Annotated in this window: 20 protein-coding genes; 17 read left to right on the top strand and 3 right to left on the bottom strand. The window is 33.8% G+C overall.

Translation table 11 applies throughout. From position 1 onward, the window contains the following. Positions 1-7 precede the first annotated feature (7 nt). Positions 8-667, bottom strand: coding sequence for a CBS domain-containing protein (locus tag GON26_RS14510; RefSeq protein WP_160375503.1), 660 nt, complete (start codon positions 665-667; stop codon positions 8-10). A gap of 116 nt (positions 668-783) precedes the next feature. Between GON26_RS14510 and GON26_RS14505 the strand changes: the two genes are divergently transcribed. The 9 genes from GON26_RS14505 to GON26_RS14465 all read left to right on the top strand — a co-directional run bounded on the left by GON26_RS14505 (position 784) and on the right by GON26_RS14465 (position 9,236). Beyond that, a complete protein-coding gene (locus GON26_RS14505) occupies positions 784-1,497 on the top strand; it encodes a pyridoxine 5'-phosphate synthase (RefSeq protein ID WP_160375502.1) in 714 nt (237 codons plus the stop codon). Between the two features lie 112 nt (positions 1,498-1,609). After that, entirely contained in the window at positions 1,610-2,374 is a 765-nt protein-coding gene (locus GON26_RS14500; protein WP_160375501.1) for an alpha/beta fold hydrolase, read from the top strand. Between the two features lie 206 nt (positions 2,375-2,580). Next, entirely contained in the window at positions 2,581-2,922 is a 342-nt protein-coding gene (locus GON26_RS14495) for a phage holin family protein (protein ID WP_160375500.1), read from the top strand. Positions 2,923-3,042: 120 nt separating this feature from the next. After that, on the top strand, positions 3,043-4,368 hold the full coding sequence (locus GON26_RS14490; protein ID WP_160375499.1) for a trigger factor: 1,326 nt from the start codon (positions 3,043-3,045) through the stop codon (positions 4,366-4,368). A 321-nt stretch (positions 4,369-4,689) separates the two neighbouring features. Beyond that, positions 4,690-5,364: an ATP-dependent Clp endopeptidase proteolytic subunit ClpP gene (gene clpP / locus GON26_RS14485; protein ID WP_160375498.1), complete on the top strand. Its 675-nt coding sequence runs from the start codon at positions 4,690-4,692 to the stop codon at positions 5,362-5,364. Between the two features lie 163 nt (positions 5,365-5,527). Then, entirely contained in the window at positions 5,528-6,760 is a 1,233-nt protein-coding gene (clpX, locus tag GON26_RS14480) for an ATP-dependent Clp protease ATP-binding subunit ClpX (RefSeq protein WP_160375497.1), read from the top strand. 150 nt (positions 6,761-6,910) lie between these two features. Then, complete coding sequence (locus tag GON26_RS14475; RefSeq protein WP_160375496.1) at positions 6,911-8,332, top strand: hypothetical protein; 1,422 nt, start codon at positions 6,911-6,913, stop codon at positions 8,330-8,332. A 2-nt stretch (positions 8,333-8,334) separates the two neighbouring features. Further along, entirely contained in the window at positions 8,335-8,811 is a 477-nt protein-coding gene (locus GON26_RS14470) for a hypothetical protein (protein WP_160375495.1), read from the top strand. A gap of 44 nt (positions 8,812-8,855) precedes the next feature. Then, complete coding sequence (locus tag GON26_RS14465) at positions 8,856-9,236, top strand: hypothetical protein (RefSeq protein WP_160375494.1); 381 nt, start codon at positions 8,856-8,858, stop codon at positions 9,234-9,236. A gap of 163 nt (positions 9,237-9,399) precedes the next feature. Here GON26_RS14465 and GON26_RS14460 read toward each other — a convergent pair whose 3' ends face one another. Continuing rightward, positions 9,400-10,365 (bottom strand): GlxA family transcriptional regulator, encoded by a 966-nt coding sequence (locus GON26_RS14460; protein ID WP_160375493.1) that lies wholly within the window; start codon positions 10,363-10,365, stop codon positions 9,400-9,402. 141 nt (positions 10,366-10,506) lie between these two features. On the opposite strand from GON26_RS14460, the gene GON26_RS14455 reads away from it, so the two are divergent. From GON26_RS14455 to GON26_RS14420, 8 genes are all read left to right on the top strand, one after another. Beyond that, positions 10,507-10,917 carry a VOC family protein gene (locus GON26_RS14455; protein WP_160375492.1) on the top strand — a complete coding sequence of 137 codons (411 nt, stop codon included), beginning with the start codon at positions 10,507-10,509 and terminating at the stop codon, positions 10,915-10,917. Between the two features lie 24 nt (positions 10,918-10,941). After that, positions 10,942-11,346: an SRPBCC domain-containing protein gene (locus tag GON26_RS14450; protein WP_160375491.1), complete on the top strand. Its 405-nt coding sequence runs from the start codon at positions 10,942-10,944 to the stop codon at positions 11,344-11,346. Positions 11,347-11,358: 12 nt separating this feature from the next. Continuing rightward, the gene (locus GON26_RS14445) at positions 11,359-11,766 is read left to right on the top strand and encodes a DUF1801 domain-containing protein (RefSeq protein WP_160375490.1); all 408 of its coding nucleotides are present in this window, start codon (positions 11,359-11,361) and stop codon (positions 11,764-11,766) included. 43 nt (positions 11,767-11,809) lie between these two features. Next, positions 11,810-12,214 carry an SRPBCC family protein gene (locus GON26_RS14440; protein ID WP_160375489.1) on the top strand — a complete coding sequence of 135 codons (405 nt, stop codon included), beginning with the start codon at positions 11,810-11,812 and terminating at the stop codon, positions 12,212-12,214. Positions 12,215-12,304: 90 nt separating this feature from the next. Next, positions 12,305-12,745, top strand: a complete 441-nt coding sequence (locus GON26_RS14435) for an SRPBCC domain-containing protein (RefSeq protein ID WP_160375488.1) — start codon at positions 12,305-12,307, stop codon at positions 12,743-12,745. 42 nt (positions 12,746-12,787) lie between these two features. Further along, on the top strand, positions 12,788-13,219 hold the full coding sequence (locus GON26_RS14430) for a VOC family protein (RefSeq protein ID WP_160375487.1): 432 nt from the start codon (positions 12,788-12,790) through the stop codon (positions 13,217-13,219). Positions 13,220-13,504: 285 nt separating this feature from the next. Beyond that, the gene (gene serB, locus GON26_RS14425) at positions 13,505-14,734 is read left to right on the top strand and encodes a phosphoserine phosphatase SerB (RefSeq protein WP_160375486.1); all 1,230 of its coding nucleotides are present in this window, start codon (positions 13,505-13,507) and stop codon (positions 14,732-14,734) included. A gap of 364 nt (positions 14,735-15,098) precedes the next feature. Then, positions 15,099-16,427 carry an alpha-L-fucosidase gene (locus GON26_RS14420; protein ID WP_160375485.1) on the top strand — a complete coding sequence of 443 codons (1,329 nt, stop codon included), beginning with the start codon at positions 15,099-15,101 and terminating at the stop codon, positions 16,425-16,427. A gap of 233 nt (positions 16,428-16,660) precedes the next feature. Here GON26_RS14420 and GON26_RS14415 read toward each other — a convergent pair whose 3' ends face one another. After that, on the bottom strand, positions 16,661-18,175 hold the full coding sequence (locus GON26_RS14415; protein WP_160375484.1) for a GH3 auxin-responsive promoter family protein: 1,515 nt from the start codon (positions 18,173-18,175) through the stop codon (positions 16,661-16,663). Positions 18,176-18,277 lie beyond the last annotated feature (102 nt).

Raw genomic sequence — 18,277 nt, 5'->3', positions numbered from 1 at the left:
TAATTAATTATATGTTAAGGTATTTGTCTAAATAATCAGAACGTTCTTTTAAGCTGTTGATGTATGTGTCTTCCTGATGTTCCGAAATAATTTCGTAATCGTATCTTCTGAAGGTCTGAATAATTTCATTAATGGCTCCTAAACCAATTTTTATGGTAATCTGAACATTTTCTAAGTCGGCTTCAGAAACAAAACAGCCTAAAACTTTACCATTATTGCTTTCTACAATCTGGCAAACTTCGCTCATAGAATAATTCAGAAGTCCTTTTTGAACAATAATAATTCCGCCAGGTTCTTTTAGAAATGGAGTTTCCTGAAAAAACTTCATGATATCTTCGATTTCATAATAACCAATATAGGTATTACTTTCGTCAAGAACCGGAATCGTATTAGTATGATTTTTGGCAAAAACTTCCAGAACGTCCAGCCAAATCATAGTATTTCTGGCAAAAAAGCGTTCCAAAGTATATTTATAATCAATGGCTTTTTTGTCGGTGTCGAAAGTTTCAACATCATCAGCGGCGATACTTCCAATAAAAACACCGTTCTCCAAAACCGGAAAATGTGAATAATTTACATCCACAAAAAAGTCCTGAACCGAGGCTATTGTTTCCTGGCTATCAATCGCTCTAAAGTCGTTTGTGATATAATTGGTAATTTCTGTCATAAATCTGTTGAAAATATTTCATGCAAAATAATCAAAAAATAGCAAAAAACGCTACGTTTTACTTTGTATTTTTGTCGTAACAAATATAATGTTACCAGAATTAATTATCTATTTATATGACAAAGTTAAGTGTAAATATCAATAAAATTGCAACCCTTAGAAATGCCCGTGGCGGAAATGTTCCGGATTTACTTAAAGTAGCCACCGATATTCAGAATTTTGGAGGACAGGGAATCACCATTCACCCACGTCCGGATGAGCGCCATATTCGTTATCAGGATGCAAGAGATTTAAAAGCGATTGTGCACACCGAATATAATATTGAAGGAAACCCGCAGCATAATTTTATCGATTTGGTTTTAGAATGTAAACCAACTCAGGTTACCTTGGTTCCAGATGCAATTGGTGCTATTACGTCATCAGCCGGTTGGGATACTATTAAAAACCAGGATTATTTAAAAGAAGTTATTCAGGAATTTCAGCGTAACGGAATCAGAACTTCGATTTTTGTTGACCCAGTTCTGGAAATGATCGAAGGAGCAAAAGAAACAGGAACTGATAGAATCGAGTTATACACTGAAGCTTTTGCACACGAATATGCTTTGGGCAACAAAAACGGAATTGATCCTTACGTAGCTGCTGCGAAATTAGCAAACGAATTAGGTTTAGGAATCAATGCAGGTCACGATTTGAGTTTGGATAATATTCAGTTTTTCAAACTAAACATTCCAGGTTTATTAGAAGTTTCAATCGGGCACGCTTTGATTGCAGAAGCACTTTATCTGGGGCTGGATAATGTGGTAAATATGTATTTGAATAAATTGAAGTAATATTTTGTAAAGAGTTATTTCGCAAAGATTCTCAAAGAAAATTTTGTGTTTCTCTGCGGAAAACCTTTGTGAATCTTTGTGGAATAATTTTTTCAATAAAAAACAATATAAAATGTTATACTCAAAAATAGAAGGAGAAGGAAAGCCATTTATCATCATGCACGGTTTTCTCGGAATGTCTGATAACTGGAAAACACTGGCGGGGCAATATGTCGAAGCAGGTTTTCAGGTTCATATTTTAGATTTAAGGAATCACGGCCGTAGTTTTCATTCGGATGAATGGAGTTATGAAGCGATGGTGCAGGATGTATTCGAATATTGTCAGGAAAATAATTTGACAAAAATTGATATTCTTGGGCATTCTATGGGCGGAAAAGTAGCGATGCTTTTTGCAACGACACACCCGGATTTGGTTGATAAATTGATTGTAGCTGATATTGGTCCGAGGTTTTATAAACAACACCATCAGGATATTTTAGGCGGATTGAATGCAGTTGATTTTTCGGTAAAACCGAGTCGTGCCGATGTTGAAGCAATCGTTTCGCAATATGTTCCCGATTTTGGAACGCGTCAGTTTTTGTTGAAAAATTTATATTGGCAGGAACCAGGACAATTGGCTTTTAGATTCAATTTAGAAGTTTTCAATAATAATTTGGATGCTATTGGAAAACCTTTGGCGGATGGATTGGTTTTCGAGAAAGAAACCTTATTCATTCGTGGCGGCGCTTCCAATTATATTATAGATTCTGATTTTGATGCTATTCGAAAATTTTTTCCAAAAGCAGTATTCGAAACCATTCCGGATGCAGGACATTGGCTTCATGCCGAAAATCCTAAAATGTTTTTCGAATTGACGGCGACTTTTTTGAAAGAGTAATTATTGCTAAAGAAAGTTCAAAAATTTTTCTACTCACTCCCGATAGCTATCGGGATAAAAGGATTCTCACAGATTAAAAATTTGAAAGTTAGGATTAAAAAAAAAAATCTTTTTAATCCTTTTAATCTGTGGCAAAAAAATAAAATTGAATTATTGGCAAGCCTAAAAAATGCTTACTTTTATTAAAATTTTAAAAACAGAAACAAATGAAATTATTACTAAGAATTCTTGCTACAGCACTTTTGGTTTTATTGATAGGTCATTTTATGACAGGAATCCATGTGGTTAGTTTTACGACAGCCGTAATTGTCGCGGTAGTTTTAGGATTGCTGAATGTTTTCATCAAACCCATTTTGGTCATACTCACTTTTCCGGTTACTATTATAACATTAGGATTGTTTTTATTAGTTATAAACGCTGTAATTGTACTGCTTTGTACCAAAATAGTCGGCGGATTTCATGTCGATACTTTCTGGACCGCTTTATTGTTTAGTATTATTTTATCTATTTTACAATCAATTGCGAATAAAATCATCGGAGAAGACTAGATTTTAGATATAAAAAGAAGGTTTTAAACCACTTCAAATACAATACATTAAAAACTTGGTTGGGTTGCAAAAATTTTATAATTTTGCAACCCAATTTTATTATGTAAATTAAAGAAGAAGATGGATATTAAAAGAGTAGCAACAGATGCTGTGAATGAAACTATCGTAATGACAGTTGTTCACATGGATTATAAAGGTCAGGTAGCAAAAAGAATCAACGAAAAAATGCCTTTGGCTACCGTAAAAGGTTTTAGAAAAGGACAAGTTCCTAAAGATCTTGTTGAAAAACAATACGGAAAAGCTATCAAGCAGGAAGAAGTTAAGAAAGTAGTTGATTTGGCTTTAGAGCGTTTCGTTCAATCTGAAAGACTAAATCTTTTAGGAACTCCTCTTGCTAAAGAAAACGAAAACTTTGATTGGGATGCTGAAGAACTAACTTTCGAATACGAAATTGGTTTGGTTCCTAACTTCGAAATCAATTTAGAAGCAGAAAACAACATCGTAAAATACATCGTTACGGCTGATGATAAATTAATCGACGGTCAGGTAGAGCGTATCCAAAAACAATTCGGAAAAGCAAATCCAGTTGAAAAAGTTACTGCTGATGCTGATGTTACCGGAACTTTCATAAATGTAGAAAACGGAATCGAAAACAAAACAACTTTTTCATTGTCAGTTTTCAAAGATAAAAAAACAGCTGATTCATTCATCGGAAAAGAAGTTGGAGATGTCGTTACAGTAAACACAAAAGGTTTATTCGAAGACGATCACCAATTGATGGATTACTTAAAAGTAGGTCACGATAATGTTCACGATTTAGCAGTTGATGTAGCTTTTACAATCGAAGCAATCAATGTTTCTGAGCCAGCAGAATTAAACCAGGAGTTATTCGATAAACTTTTTGGAGAAGGAAAAGTAGCTTCACTTGAAGATTTGAAAGCTAAAATTAAAGAAGATGCTGAAGCACAATTTGCACAGCAGGCAGATCAAAAATTATTGTTAGACGTTCAGGATTTCTTAATCGAAAACACAAAATTTGATTTACCAGCAGAATTCCTTAAAAAATGGTTGCAAACAGTTGGAGAGAAAAAACTTTCTGCTGAAGAAGCTGAAGTAGAATACGCAAGATCTGAAAAAGGTTTACGTTTTCAATTGATCGAAGGAAAAGCAATGGCGCAAAGCAATATCCAAATTACTTTTGAAGATTTGAAAGCTTTCACAACAAACGCTATCAGACAACAAATGGCTCAATTTGGTCAGACAAACCCAACAGACGAAGAAGTACAAGGAATCGTGGCTAGAGTTTTATCTAACCAGGAAGAAGTAAAAAGACTTTCTGAGCAGGTTGTGGCTGAAAAGTTATTGGAAGTGTTTAAAGAAAAAGCAAATCCTACAACTAAAGAAGTAACTTACGAAGAATTTATCGCTGCGTCTTACGGAGAATAATTTCTAAACTAAATTATAGGGAGCGTCAGGAAGTTTTTTTCTGACGCTCTTTTGTTTTAATTTATTTTTGATTACTTTTCAGGAGCTAATCCAGCTATCCGTTACAAGTTTTTTCATGCCTGCCTTTTTTTGTAAGGTAAAAAAAGAGCTTCCGCTGGTCGCTTTTTTTTACCAACAAAAAATAGTTGTCATTTCAAAAAGCTTTTCACTGCTATCTGGGCTAGAAATAAGACATATTGACATTCTTTAGAAAAAGGTATGACCTTTGTGGGAAATAAAAATATAACACCAAAAATTAATTAAAACTTAGACACATAAAATATGAACTACGGTAAAGAATTCAAAAAATTTGCTACAAAGCACCAAGGAGTAAACGCAATGTACTATGATAAAATCGTTGCTGCAATGAATCCTACTAATATGACTCCATATATTATCGAAGAGCGCCAGTTGAATGTTTCTCAACTAGATGTTTTCTCAAGATTAATGATGGACAGAATTATCTTTTTAGGAACAGGTATCGACGATCAAATCGCGAATATCGTTCAGGCTCAGTTATTATTTTTAGAAAGTGCTGATGCTTCAAAAGATATTCAGATTTATCTAAATTCTCCTGGAGGAAGTGTTTACGCAGGATTAGGAATTTACGATACGATGCAATACATCAAACCAGACGTAGCAACAATCTGTACAGGAATGGCAGCTTCTATGGGAGCGGTTTTATTATGTGCAGGAGCAGCAGGAAAACGTTCGGCTTTGCCACATTCAAGAGTAATGATTCACCAGCCATCAGGAGGAGCACAAGGAGTTGCAACTGATATGGAAATCAACTTACGTGAAATGTTGAAACTGAAAGATGAATTGTACAACATTATTTCGCACCATTCAGGACAAACTTTCGACAGAGTACACAAAGACAGTGAGCGCGATTACTGGATGAAAGCTGACGAAGCTAAAGAATACGGAATGATTGATGAGGTGTTGAGAAGAGGATAATTTTTTAAGTTTCTAAGTTGCTGAGTCACTAAGTTTCTAAGTGATTTTTGTAATTTGAAATTAATAAAAAAATAAAAAGATAAGATGTAAGGCGCTAAGTTTCTAAGTTTTAAATAAAAAGCTTAGAAACTTAGTATCTTTGCACCTTAGCAACTAAAAAAGAATGGCAAAAGTAGTATTAGAATGTTCGTTTTGTGGAAGAAAAAAGCCAGAAACTAATTTATTAATTGCAGGTATCAATGCACATATTTGTGATAAGTGTATTGAACAGGCACACGGAATTGTATTAGAAGAATTAAAATCAAGCGGAAGCGCAAAACTGGTTGGGGACTTAATTCTTAAGAAACCAAAAGAAATCAGAGCTTTCCTGGATCAATATGTTATTGGTCAGGATCAGACCAAGAAAGTAATGTCGGTAGCGGTTTACAATCACTACAAACGTTTAATGCAACAGCAATTAGACGACGAAGTAGAGATTGAAAAAAGTAACATCATCATGGTGGGTCAAACCGGAACAGGAAAAACATTGGTAGCCAAAACTATCGCAAAAATGTTAGACGTTCCTTTGGCTATCGTAGATGCGACAGTATTAACAGAAGCGGGTTATGTAGGAGAAGATGTCGAAAGTATTTTGACACGTCTTTTACAAGCTGCAGATTATGATGTAGCCAAAGCTGAAAGAGGAATCGTATTTATCGACGAAATTGATAAAATCGCCCGTAAGAGTGATAATCCATCGATAACTCGTGACGTTTCTGGTGAAGGTGTACAACAGGCTTTACTGAAATTATTAGAAGGAACCGTTGTTAATGTACCACCAAAAGGAGGACGTAAACATCCGGACCAGAAATTTGTTGAGGTGAATACTCAAAACATCCTGTTTATTGCAGGAGGCGCTTTTGATGGCGTAGAACGTATCATTTCGAAACGTTTGAATCGTCAGGCGGTGGGATATTCTACTTCAAAAAATGTTGACAATATCGATAAAGACAATTTATTGCAATACATTATTCCAAAAGACATTAAAGATTTCGGATTGATTCCTGAGATTATTGGTCGTTTGCCGGTTTTGACACACATGGATCCTCTGGATAGAGAAACCTTGCGTGCCATTTTGACTCAGCCTAAAAATGCTTTGGTAAAACAATATCAAAAATTATTCTTAATGGATGATGTTGAATTTACAATCAGCGATGAAGCATTAGATTTTATTGTAGAAAAAGCTTTAGAGTACAAATTAGGTGCTCGTGGATTACGCTCGTTATGCGAAGCAATCCTGACAGATGCCATGTACGAACTGCCAAGCTCAGACGATAAAGTCCTGATAATCGATAAAGATTACGCAGAACATACTTTGAATAAAAACTTATTAAAGCGTATGGAGATTGCTTCGTAGAGTTTTAAAATAAAATTATTTTTCTAAAACCTGTTCGTTTATTCGAACAGGTTTTTTTTATGAATTTTCGTTGTTATAAAAATAATGTAGTAGGTTTTTTCTTTTTTTTTAATTTATATTTGTCAATTAATCAGAAAAAACCAAAAATATATGAAAATTGAATTTAGAAAATTACAAAACCTTTTTTTTCTCATCTTTTGTGTTGTTCTAATGACTAATTGTGGTACAGAAGATGCTATAAACCAACAGCAAATTAACGAAACAACTAAGATTAATGAGGCTAAAATTTGGTTTATTAAATACCAGTCAGAAAACAAATTTTATTATAAATTTGAGAATCAGAGTTATGATTGGGATAATGCAAGTGTTGAAATTCTAGAAAACGAATCATCAGCAATTGTAGTTCCAGTAGTTGATAAAAATAAAATGGAAAATTATAGAGGTAATAAAGTTCTGTATTTATATCCCTTAGAAGACAAGAAAAACTTTGAAACAACACTTTATGAATTACTGCCAACTGCAGAATCTTTGAGTGAGCAAAATTCTACAAAAGATTTAACTAATTTTGATGGATATATAATTGCCTGGAATTTAGAAAGAGGATTTATTGAAAGTACAAAGTTCGAAAAATCAGCGAGTATAGCCACTGTGTCCAGAGAGGAAATTCAGTCAAAAAAAGTAATTGATAATTCTTCTAAGATGGTTCCCGATCCTCCAGCAGCAAGTTATTGTTTAGGAGATGTAATTCTTTGTAATGATTATAAAAATAATGGCGGTGGTTATGATGGTAATGGTTATGTTTATTATGTAAACAGCGGCGTCGGTTATAGTTCCGGAGGTTACGCAGGCAGTTATTTCAATTCTTCACATGGTAGTGGAGGTGGAGGCAGCGGTATCACAGCACCAACACCGGCACAAATTATTGATGCACTTACGGGGAAAGCAAAGTGTATTTTTGAAAAATTAAAAAATTCTAGTTCGGGATTTGAAAGTGCAATTAAAAAATTTGATGGAGAATTTACTGTAAGTCACTTAAAGTTGACTATTAATAACAGTCTAGATGCAAATGTTTATGGAATTACGAAACCTCCTGTTAATTATGTCACAGAAGTTCAGTTTGATAATACTAAATTAGGAACTTTATCCGATTTAGGAGCCGCTACAGTATTTGCTCATGAAATTATTCATGCCGAGATATTCAGAAAAATGTTATCTGCAGCTCAAAGAGGAACTTTAAATTCTAAAACACCTCAGGAACAAATAGCATTAGTAAATTCATTAAAAGATAATTTTCCAGGATTGTATGATTATTATGAAAAAAGATGGAAACCAACTTGGAATCACGAGATGATGGCAAGTCATTACAGAAGTACTATTGCGGATATTATTCAACAGTTCGATAATAAGCGTTTGCCTAGATCTACATATGAAGCTGTTGCATGGCTCGGTCTAGGAAAATTAGATACTAATATTACTACAATAGCTTGGGATAATTTATCTGCAGAACAAAAAACAGCAACTACAAAATTAATTAACGAGCACTTTTATAAAGGGCCATCTAATTGTAATTAGTTATGAGAAATAATTTATGTTTTATAATTTTAATGGTGTTCACCACAATAAATGCTCAAAAGGTAGAAAAGGATTTTAATAATTTTTATAGTGGAAACAATAAACATAAACCCATAAAGTATGTGTTGTTTGAAATAGAAAAAGATAATGAGTCTGAAAAAAAGAATAATGGCGGTAAAATTTACTTTTATGTAAAAAGTGAGCGTTTTGTTTTTGATATGAAAAAACATAAAAAAGACACTTGCTCTATTGATATTCTAAAAACAATAAAACTTGAAAACTCAAGAAACTTACAAAATGATGAGTATGAATATTTTAGAAAAAAGGTAGATGAATTTGAAAAAAAGACTAAACAAAAGATTCCAAAAGCATTACCAATTTCTCAAGAACATCTTTATTTTAAGGTGTACGTTATAGAAAAGATAAGTAGTGGAAAAATTGTGAAATATGAGGTAGATTGGGAATATTCTAATTTTTAAAAATAGAAATTTTTCATAATAATGCCTTCAAACTGTATATAATTATGAAAATCTTTATCTGCACTTTACTATTGATAGTTGTAAATTCTATAACTGCTCAAACAAAATCAAAAGACACACTTTATTTTAGATTAGATAGTTATTTATATCAGTCCAAATTTGATCCAAAACAATATATCATAAAAGACAATTATGATATAGAGGATGGTGCTATTCACATTTCAGAGTTGAAAATTGTAAATATTCCTAAACCTAAAAAAACTCTTTGCTTTAAAAAATATGCTAAATCATCAAAAATGTATATGCAAAATAACAAAAAACTTAATGAATTTGACGTTATGGATTTATTTGCAAATTATACTATAGTTCTAATTAATAAAAAAAATGAATATGTTCATGTGACCGCAGAACTCGTAATAGAATAAAAGTATCATGAAACAATTAAAAAAAATATTCATAATAATTCCTTTTTCCATTTTCTCATGTGCTAGTGCACAATATGTAGAAAATTATGAGACTGCAAGTTGAAATTGCTTCGTAAGTATGAAATATATTTAACAAAAAGTCTCAGTGAAAACTGGGACTTTTTTATTGCACCCTAAATTTCTCCCGATACTCTATAGGTTTCATCCCCACCATTTTATAAAATACTTTTCTAAATGCTTTTGGATCGTTATAACCTGTTTTTTCGATAATTTCTGAGATAGAAAGCTGGGTTTGTTCCAGGTACTTCTTTGAACTTTCTACCCGTATATTTTGTAAATATTCAATAGGCGGAATTCCCGTAACCTGTTTGAATCTTCGTGTCATGTTTCTGGCACTGGTTGGGATGTCACGGGTAATTTCTTCCAGTTTTTCGATGGTGCTGTACTGACTTTCAATTTTTTGCTGCAGCATGGCAACCAAAGTGTCGTTGTGCAAATGATTCGGTCTGAAAGTACTGAAATAACTTTGTTTGTAACGATTTAAATCGATCGAGAAAATCTTCGCAATCTGAACGGCGATTTCGTTTCCGCAATATTTCTGAACCAGAAGAATCAGTAAATGAAAAGATGAGGTCGAGCCGCCACTGGTATATAAACTGCCATCGGCCGTTAAAGTTTCTTCGGGTTTTAATTTGACTAAAGGAAAAGCTTTTGTAAAAGCACTACAGGCATCAACATGGGTGGTGGCTAATTTTTCGTTTAATAAACCCGACGCGGCAAATAGAAAAGCGCCTGTACAGAAACTCGCTAATTCTGCTCCGAACTGATGCTGTTTTTGCAGCCACGGAATAAATTTTCTATTCTTCGCAATCATTTCGCTCATGTTATCTGTAGTAAAAGCAGGAATCAGAATCAATTCTAATTTTTCATCAGAATCTTCGATGGAATTTACTATGTATCCAAATAAACGCTCCTGAATAATCTGTTCAGCGCTTTGAAAAATCATAATTTCAAAATGTTTTTCAGTTGTTTTAGAAAGTTTATTGGCAGTTTCAAAAACTTCTAAAATCGCAGCTATACTTAATAGTTTATAGTCATGAGGTACAATTAATCCTATCTTCTTAGTCATCTTTTTCTCTTTTTACAAAAAATTGCTTCTTTACAAAAATAACCATTTTGTCCTAAATGACCCTAAAGTTGACTTTTATTATAACTTAAAGACTGTTATAAAATTTTAAATTTGTTTTGATAAATTGTAATTTTATATAAAATGAGTACAAAAATTTTCTTGAATCTTGCTGTAAAAGATTTAAATAAGTCGATATCATTTTTTAAGCAGTTAGGTTTTTCGTTCGATTCAAAATTCACAAATGAAAAAGGAACTTGTCTGATAATTGGTGAAAATATATTTGCAATGCTTTTGTTGGAAGAATTTTTTAAAACATTTACTCCCAAACAAATTTGCGATGCAACGACAAGTACAGAAATGATTGCCGCTATTTCTGTTGAAAGCAGAGACAAAGTTGACGAAATTGTTACGGCTGCTATTAAAGCTGGTGGTAAAGTAAATAATGAAACTAAAGATTATGGATGGATGTATCAAAGAGATTTTTTTGATTTAGACGGGCATCACTGGGAGATTTTCTTTATGGATGAAAGTCAGATTCCAGAAATGAATTAATTTTTCTTAAAATTAATGTAAAAGATGATAACTGTACAAACGATAGTGAATGCTCCCATCGATAAGGTCTGGGAGTTCTGGACGATACCAAAACACATTCAGGGCTGGAATAATCCTACTGATGAGTGGCATACGCCGTATGTTGAAAACGATGTGCAGGATGAAGGTAAATTCAGATATACAATGGCGACAAAAGATGAAAGCATCAGTTTTGATTATGAAGGATTTTATACTAAAGTCGAAAAATTTCATGTTTTAAGATACAAACTTGTCGATAACAGAATAGGAAGTGTTCAGTTTGAAAGTCAAAATAATCAAGTCAAAATTATAGAAATATTCGAGCCCAATACAGAAAATCCTGTAAATGAACAAAGGCAATTTTGTCAGGGTGTTATTGATAATTTTAAAAAATATGCCGAGGCAAATTAAACGATAAAACTCATGACTAAAAGCAGCGAAGTAACTCTTTTTCTGGATAACTTAAACCATCCGTTTCGAGAAGAAATAGAGCAATTAAGGGACTACATTTTAGCATCGAATAAAAATTTGACCGAAAACATCAAATGGAATGCGCCAAATTATTGCTTTGAGAACGAAGACCGAATAACGATGAGAATTCAGCCAATGAAAACCCAGCTACAACTGATTTTTCATAGAGGATCAAAAAAGCAGGAACAGCTAAAAGACAAATTAATTGCAAATAAAAGTAAATTGTTGATCTGGAAAGAAAATGACAGAGCAATCATTACTTTTAATAGCAGTCAGGCTATTGAAAATGCGGAAAATGAATTGAACAGCATTATAAACGATTGGATTGCTGCGGCCAAAAATTCTGCGAAAGCAAAATAATACAAATCAAAAAAATAATTATAAACCAATAAATATATTAAAAATGATCACAGTACAAGCAACAATACAAGCAGCAATAGATAAAGTCTGGAATTTCTGGACATCGCCAGAACACATTACAAAATGGAATAACGCATCACCAGATTGGCACACGCCTTATGCAGAAAATGATTTGAAAACGGGAGGGAAATTCAAATCGACTATGGCAGCAAAAGACGGCAGTATGAGTTTTGATTTTGAAGGAGAATATACTTTGGTTGAACCCAATAAAGTTATTCAATATGTAATGGCTGATGGAAGAAAAGTAGAAATTAGTTTTAATGAAACGCTAAACGGAGTAGAAGTTATCGAAAGTTTTGATCCGGAAAACGAAAACCCAGAAGAGATGCAGCGCGATGGCTGGCAGGCTATTTTGAATAATTTTAAAAGTTATGTTGAGGAGAATTAAAGGGTTAGAAACTTTTGCTTAAAAATAAATTTGGCCTTTTTTGAGTAAAACTTGAATGTTCAGTAAAAATTAACTTTAAATGGTATTACTATGGAAACATTAGAATTTAAAATAAGAATCAAGGCTTCGGCAGAAAAAGTTTGGTCAATTTTATGGGATGATGAAACGTACAAAAAATGGACAGGTGCTTTTTGCGAGGGTTCCTATGCCGTGAGTGATTGGAACGAAGGCGATAAAATACATTTTATGTCTCCAAACGGAGAGGGTATGAATAGTGTTATCGAGAAGAAAATTCCAAACGAATATATGGCTTTTAAACATTTGGGTGAAATAAAAGATTTCAAAGAATTGCCAATCGACGAGGAAATCAAAAAATGGAGCGGCGCCATGGAAACCTATCGACTGACTCCGGATGATGAATTTACCGATTTGGTAGCGCAGGTGGATGTAGTCGAAAAATACATCGAATATTTCAAAGAAGCTTTCCCGAAAGGGATGGAAACAGTTAAAGAACTTTCGGAGGGAAAGTAAACTTTGAAAATTTCAATAAAAAACAATAAACATTAAAAAATCATGGCAACAGTAAATCCTTATTTAATTTTTAATGGAAATTGCGAAGAAGCATTTCTGTTTTACAAATCTGTTTTTGGTGGAGAATTTCCATACATCGGAAAATTCAAAGACATGCCCGCAGATGAAAATACGCCTAAGCTTTCTGAAGAAGATGCTAATCGCGTGATGCACGTATCATTACCCATTGGAGAAACCATTTTAATGGGAAGCGACTGCAACGAACAATCGGGAGAGGTTAAGTTTGGTGATAATTTCTCCATTTCAATCAATGTAGAAAGTACCGAAGAAGCAGACCGGATTTTCAACGGACTTTCGGATGGAGGAAGCCCTTTTATGCCTATGAGTAAGACCTTTTGGGGAGCATATTTCGGAATGCTTGTAGATAAATTCGGAATAGGCTGGATGGTCAATTTTGATGAGACACAGAAGTAATTTTTTTTAGCCACAGATTATTAAGATTAACACAGATTAAGTTTTAATTTATAAAATACTAATGATTCTAAATTTGTACAAACTATAAAATCATTTTAATTCTTTTAATCTGTGGCAAAAAAAGCATGGTAAAACCTCTTTGTCATAATTACGTATTAGAGTTGTTAAAATAACTCACAAAAGCGCATTAATTTGCGCTTTTTCTTTTCAAAAAAACAAACAATATTCTTTTTTATAAACAATAGATTACCGATTTTTGTCGCTTCTTAAATCAATAAAGACAAAATGGTATCAGAAGATAAAGAGATTATTTTATTAAAAGTTTCAGGTCACGACAAAATAGGAGTTACTGCTGGTTTGACAGCGGTATTAGCCAATTACAATGCTATTATTTTAGACATTGGTCAGGCCGATATTCATGACACACTTTCTCTTGGAATTTTATTCGAAATCGAAGCAGGTTCTTCTTCTGCGCCTGTTTTAAAAGATCTTTTGTTTAAAGCTTATGAGCTGGAAATCAAGGTGAAATTCATTCCGATTTCGATTGAGGATTATGAGAAATGGGTAAAAACGCAATCAAAGCAACGCTACATTATCAATATTTTAGGCGAAAAATTAACTGCTAAGCAATTGTCTGCCGTGACCAAAATCATGTCTGACCAACATCTTAATATTGATTCAATTATACGATTAACAGGAAGAACTTCTGTGGTCGAAAAAGAAGACTATCCGCGGTCATGTATTCAATTATCAGTAACGGGCGAGATCGAAAATAAAATTCTGATGACGGCAAGTTTTATGGAAATTTCCAGAACATTAGATGTTGATATTTCTTTCCAGGAAGATAATATTTACAGACGTAACAGACGTTTAGTTTGTTTTGATATGGATTCAACCCTAATTCAAACCGAAGTAATCGATGAATTAGCAGAGCTAAATGGAGTAGGCGAGCAAGTACGAGCGATTACAGAATCGGCAATGAATGGCGAGATAGATTTCAACGAAAGTTTCAAAAAACGTATGGCTTTGCTGGAAGGTTTAAGCGAAGACGTTTTGCAAAAAGTAGCCGAAAATTTACCCATCACAAAAGGAGCACATCGTTTAATGAAAGCTCTCAAATACTACGGTTACAAAACGGCTATTCTATCTGGAGGATTTACTTATTTTGGGGAATATCTGCAAAAAGAACTCGGTATCGATTACGTTCACGCCAATCAATTAGAAATCATCGACGGTAAATTAACCGGTAAATATTTAGGCGATATTGTGGACGGACTTAAAAAAGCCGAATACCTGCAGGCCATTGCCGAAAAAGAAGGTATTCACATTAACCAAACCATTGCTGTGGGTGATGGAGCCAACGATTTGCCAATGATTAACCTGGCGGGTCTTGGGATCGCTTTTCACGCTAAACCAAAAGTAAAAGAAAGCGCCTCAACTTCTATTTCGAGTTTAGGTCTTGATGGGGTGTTGTACCTTTTAGGATACCATGATCGATACATTGATATGATGTAATTCAGAAAGTTATAAAAGATTTTAAAAAATTAATTCATTTTCTATAAGAGGCTGCCTTTTCGGACAGCCTCTTTTGCTTATTCATTGTTTTTAATACTGGATTTACCTTGTCGCATAATAATTACGAAAGCTTGCAGCAAGTACTTTTAGAGCTTTATGCTTATGTAACTATCATTTGAGTTTAAAATTTATATGTTTTTTCTTAAAAAAATGATAAGAAAGAATTAGTTAAAGATAATATTGAGTTAATATAGAATCATTTTTTCTTGTATTTTAGTTTTGTTTAACAGAAATATATTTACATATAAAAAAGTTAAATAGTTTAAAACAAGTAATGAATATAGGTACTGTAAAAATTTAATAAATGAAAAGAAAGACACTAGTATTGGCAGTATGGTTAGGAGTAAGTTTAAGCGGTATTTCCCAAAGCAAAATTGATCCTAAAACAATCAAGGAAAAAATGCAATGGTTTGCAGATGCTAAGTTGGGAATTTTTATTCATACAGGTATTTACTCGGTAAAAGGTATTGGGGAATCATGGAGTTTTCATAACAAAGAAATCAGTCATTCTGATTATATGAAACAATTAAATGGTTTTACGCTTAAAAAATATAATCCGGCTTATTGGGCAGATTTGATAAAAGAAAGTGGTGCTCAATATGCGGTTATAACGACCAAACATCATGACGGAGTTGCTATGTACGATACTAAAATGAATGATCTTAGTATTGTAAAAAAAACTCCGGCAAAAAGAGATATGATTAAACCTTTTTTTGAAGAGCTGCGCAAAAGAAATATAAAGACAGGAGCTTATTATTCATTAATCGATTGGTCTGATACTGATTACCCAGGATTTTTAAAAGATAGTTCACGTTATGCTATAAAGGATGATTATTTGCGTTGGAATAAGTTTAGAGATTTTTTTCAGGGACAAATAAAAGAAATAAGTACACAGTACAACCCTGATTTATGGTGGTTTGACGGAGATTGGGAACATAGTGCGGAAGAATGGGAATCTGAGAAAGTGAGACAAATAATATTGTCCAGAAATCCATTGTCTATCATAAATGGACGTCTTCAGGGGTATGGTGATTATGCTACACCAGAACAAAATTTTCCAGTAACCCGACCAACATTTGATTGGTGGGAATTGTGTATGACTATAAATGATAGTTGGGGCTATCAGCCTAAAGACACTAAGTGGAAAACGCCTTATGAGATTATAACGATATATGTTGATGCGGTATCAAATGGAGGAAATTTGCTTTTGGATATTGGACCTAAAGAAGATGGAACCATTCCAGAAGAACAAGTGAATGTACTTAAAGAATTGGGAGCCTGGAATAAAAAAAACGGAGAGGCAATATTTAACACAACAGGAGGAATTCCACAGGGACATTTTTATGGACCAACGACGTTGTCTAAAGATGCTAAAACGCTTTACTTATTTGTACACGGAAAATCAACTGGGCCTTTGATGATAAAAGGTTTGGATTCTAAAATTGAAAATATTACGGTAGTTGGTAATGGATCAAAGCTGAAACATAAAGTTGTGGGTAAAATATCGTGGAGTCCCGTTCCCGGATTAGTGTATATTGACCTTCAGGAATCGGCAATGGATAAATATGTAACGGTATTAAAATTAGAATTGGATAAACCAATAAAATTATATTCAGGTCAAGGCGGATTGTAAGAATCAGCATAATTGGCTGGCGGAAGATACTAACAATAATATAGAATTGATTTGAAAATAAAATACCAGCCCAAAAGGATTTTCATTTCTATTCCTCATGCGGTTTAGTATTCATAATTACATTTTAGGTCTTGGCAAGGCACGAAGCAATCGTATGTTTCCAACAAACAAACCCGACAGGTTTTAAAAACCTGTCGGGTTTAATATTTGTGCTAATCTGTGAAATTTGTGTTTTAACTCTGCATCCCCTTCAGCTGTTCTAAATAATCCCTTTGGTTCGAAAGTCTCGGAATCTTATGCTGCCCACCCAGTTTATCACGTTCTTTCAGCCAATCATAAAATAAGTTTTCTCTACCAACATTTACCACCAAAGGATTTAGCGTCATATTGTTGTAGCGTTTGGCCTCGTAATCAGAGTTTAGGGTTTGCAGCGTTTCGTCCAGCACTTTCTGGAACAGTCCCACATCGGCTGGTTTTTTCTTGAATTCGATCATCCATTCATGTGCGCCTTTTTCTTTGTCCTGCATAAAAATAGGAGCAACCGTATAATCAATCACTTCGCTTTGGGTAATCTGGCAGGCTTTTGCAATAGCCTGATCCGTATTTTCGACCATTAATTCCTCGCCAAAAACATTAATATGATGTTTGGTTCTTCCGGTAACTCGTATTCTGTAAGGATTCAAAGAAGTAAAACGTACAGTATCACCAATGAGGTAACGCCACAAACCAGAATTGGTTGTGATAACAATAGCATAGTTTTTATTCAGTTCCACATCGGCCAGGCGAACTACTTTTTGATCAGGAGTTCCAAAAATGTCCATCGGAATAAATTCATAAAAAATTCCGTAATCCAGCATCAGTAATAAATCGCTGGAATTATTCAGATCCTGAATGGCAAAAAAACCTTCAGAAGCATTATAAATTTCATAGTACTTAAAATCTTTGCTTGGCAATATGTTTTTGTACTGTTCTTTATAAGGCGAAAAACTCACACCGCCGTGAAAGTAAACTTCCAGATTGGGCCAAAGTTCTAATAAATTTCCTTTTCCGGTATCTTCTAAAACACGATTCATCAAAACCAACATCCATGACGGAACCCCTGCAAAACTGGTCACATTTTCGTGTTTGGTTTCGGCGATAATAGCGGCAATTTTCGACTCCCATTCGGTCATCAGGGACGTTTTATTACTTGGTGTACTGCTGAATTCAGCCCAAATCGGCATATTTTCAATCAAAATAGCCGACAAATCTCCAAAGAAAGTATTGTTATTTTCGTAAATCTGAGAACTTCCGCCCAAGCGAAGACTTTTACCCAAAAACAATTCCGAATCTTCGTTATTATTCAGATACAAACAAAGCAAATCTTTGCTGCCTTTGTAGTGGCAGTCTTCCAGTGCTTCGTTGCTTACCGGGATAAATTTACTTTTTGCATTGGTAGTCCCGCTCGATTTGGCAAACCATTTTATAGGCGTTTCCCAAATTACATTTTGTTCACCCTGGCGTGTGCGTTCTATCAAAGGCTGTAATTCTTCGTAAGTCGAAATAGGAACTCTTTCTGCAAAAGTAGCGTAGGATTTAATAGATGAAAATTCATATTGTTTCCCAAAAAGAGTATTTTCAGAAGCGGTCACTAAATTATGCAGTAACTCTTCCTGAACTTCATTAGGGTATTTCAGAAAAAGTTCTATTTGGTGAATTCTTTGTTTAAGAACCCAGGAAGCGAATGAATTTATAATGGATAGAGGCATGGATGATTTTAGATTTTAGATTTTAGATTTCTGATTAATGCGATTTGCAAAAGCCAGACATTTAAAATTTGAATATCGATATACAAATACTAACTTTGTCAC

The organism is Flavobacterium hydrocarbonoxydans (assembly GCF_009789235.1).
Lineage (GTDB): Bacteria > Bacteroidota > Bacteroidia > Flavobacteriales > Flavobacteriaceae > Flavobacterium > Flavobacterium hydrocarbonoxydans.
The sequence above is the reverse complement of the archived record's forward strand: the minus strand, read 5'-3'. Positions and strand labels throughout refer to the sequence as shown.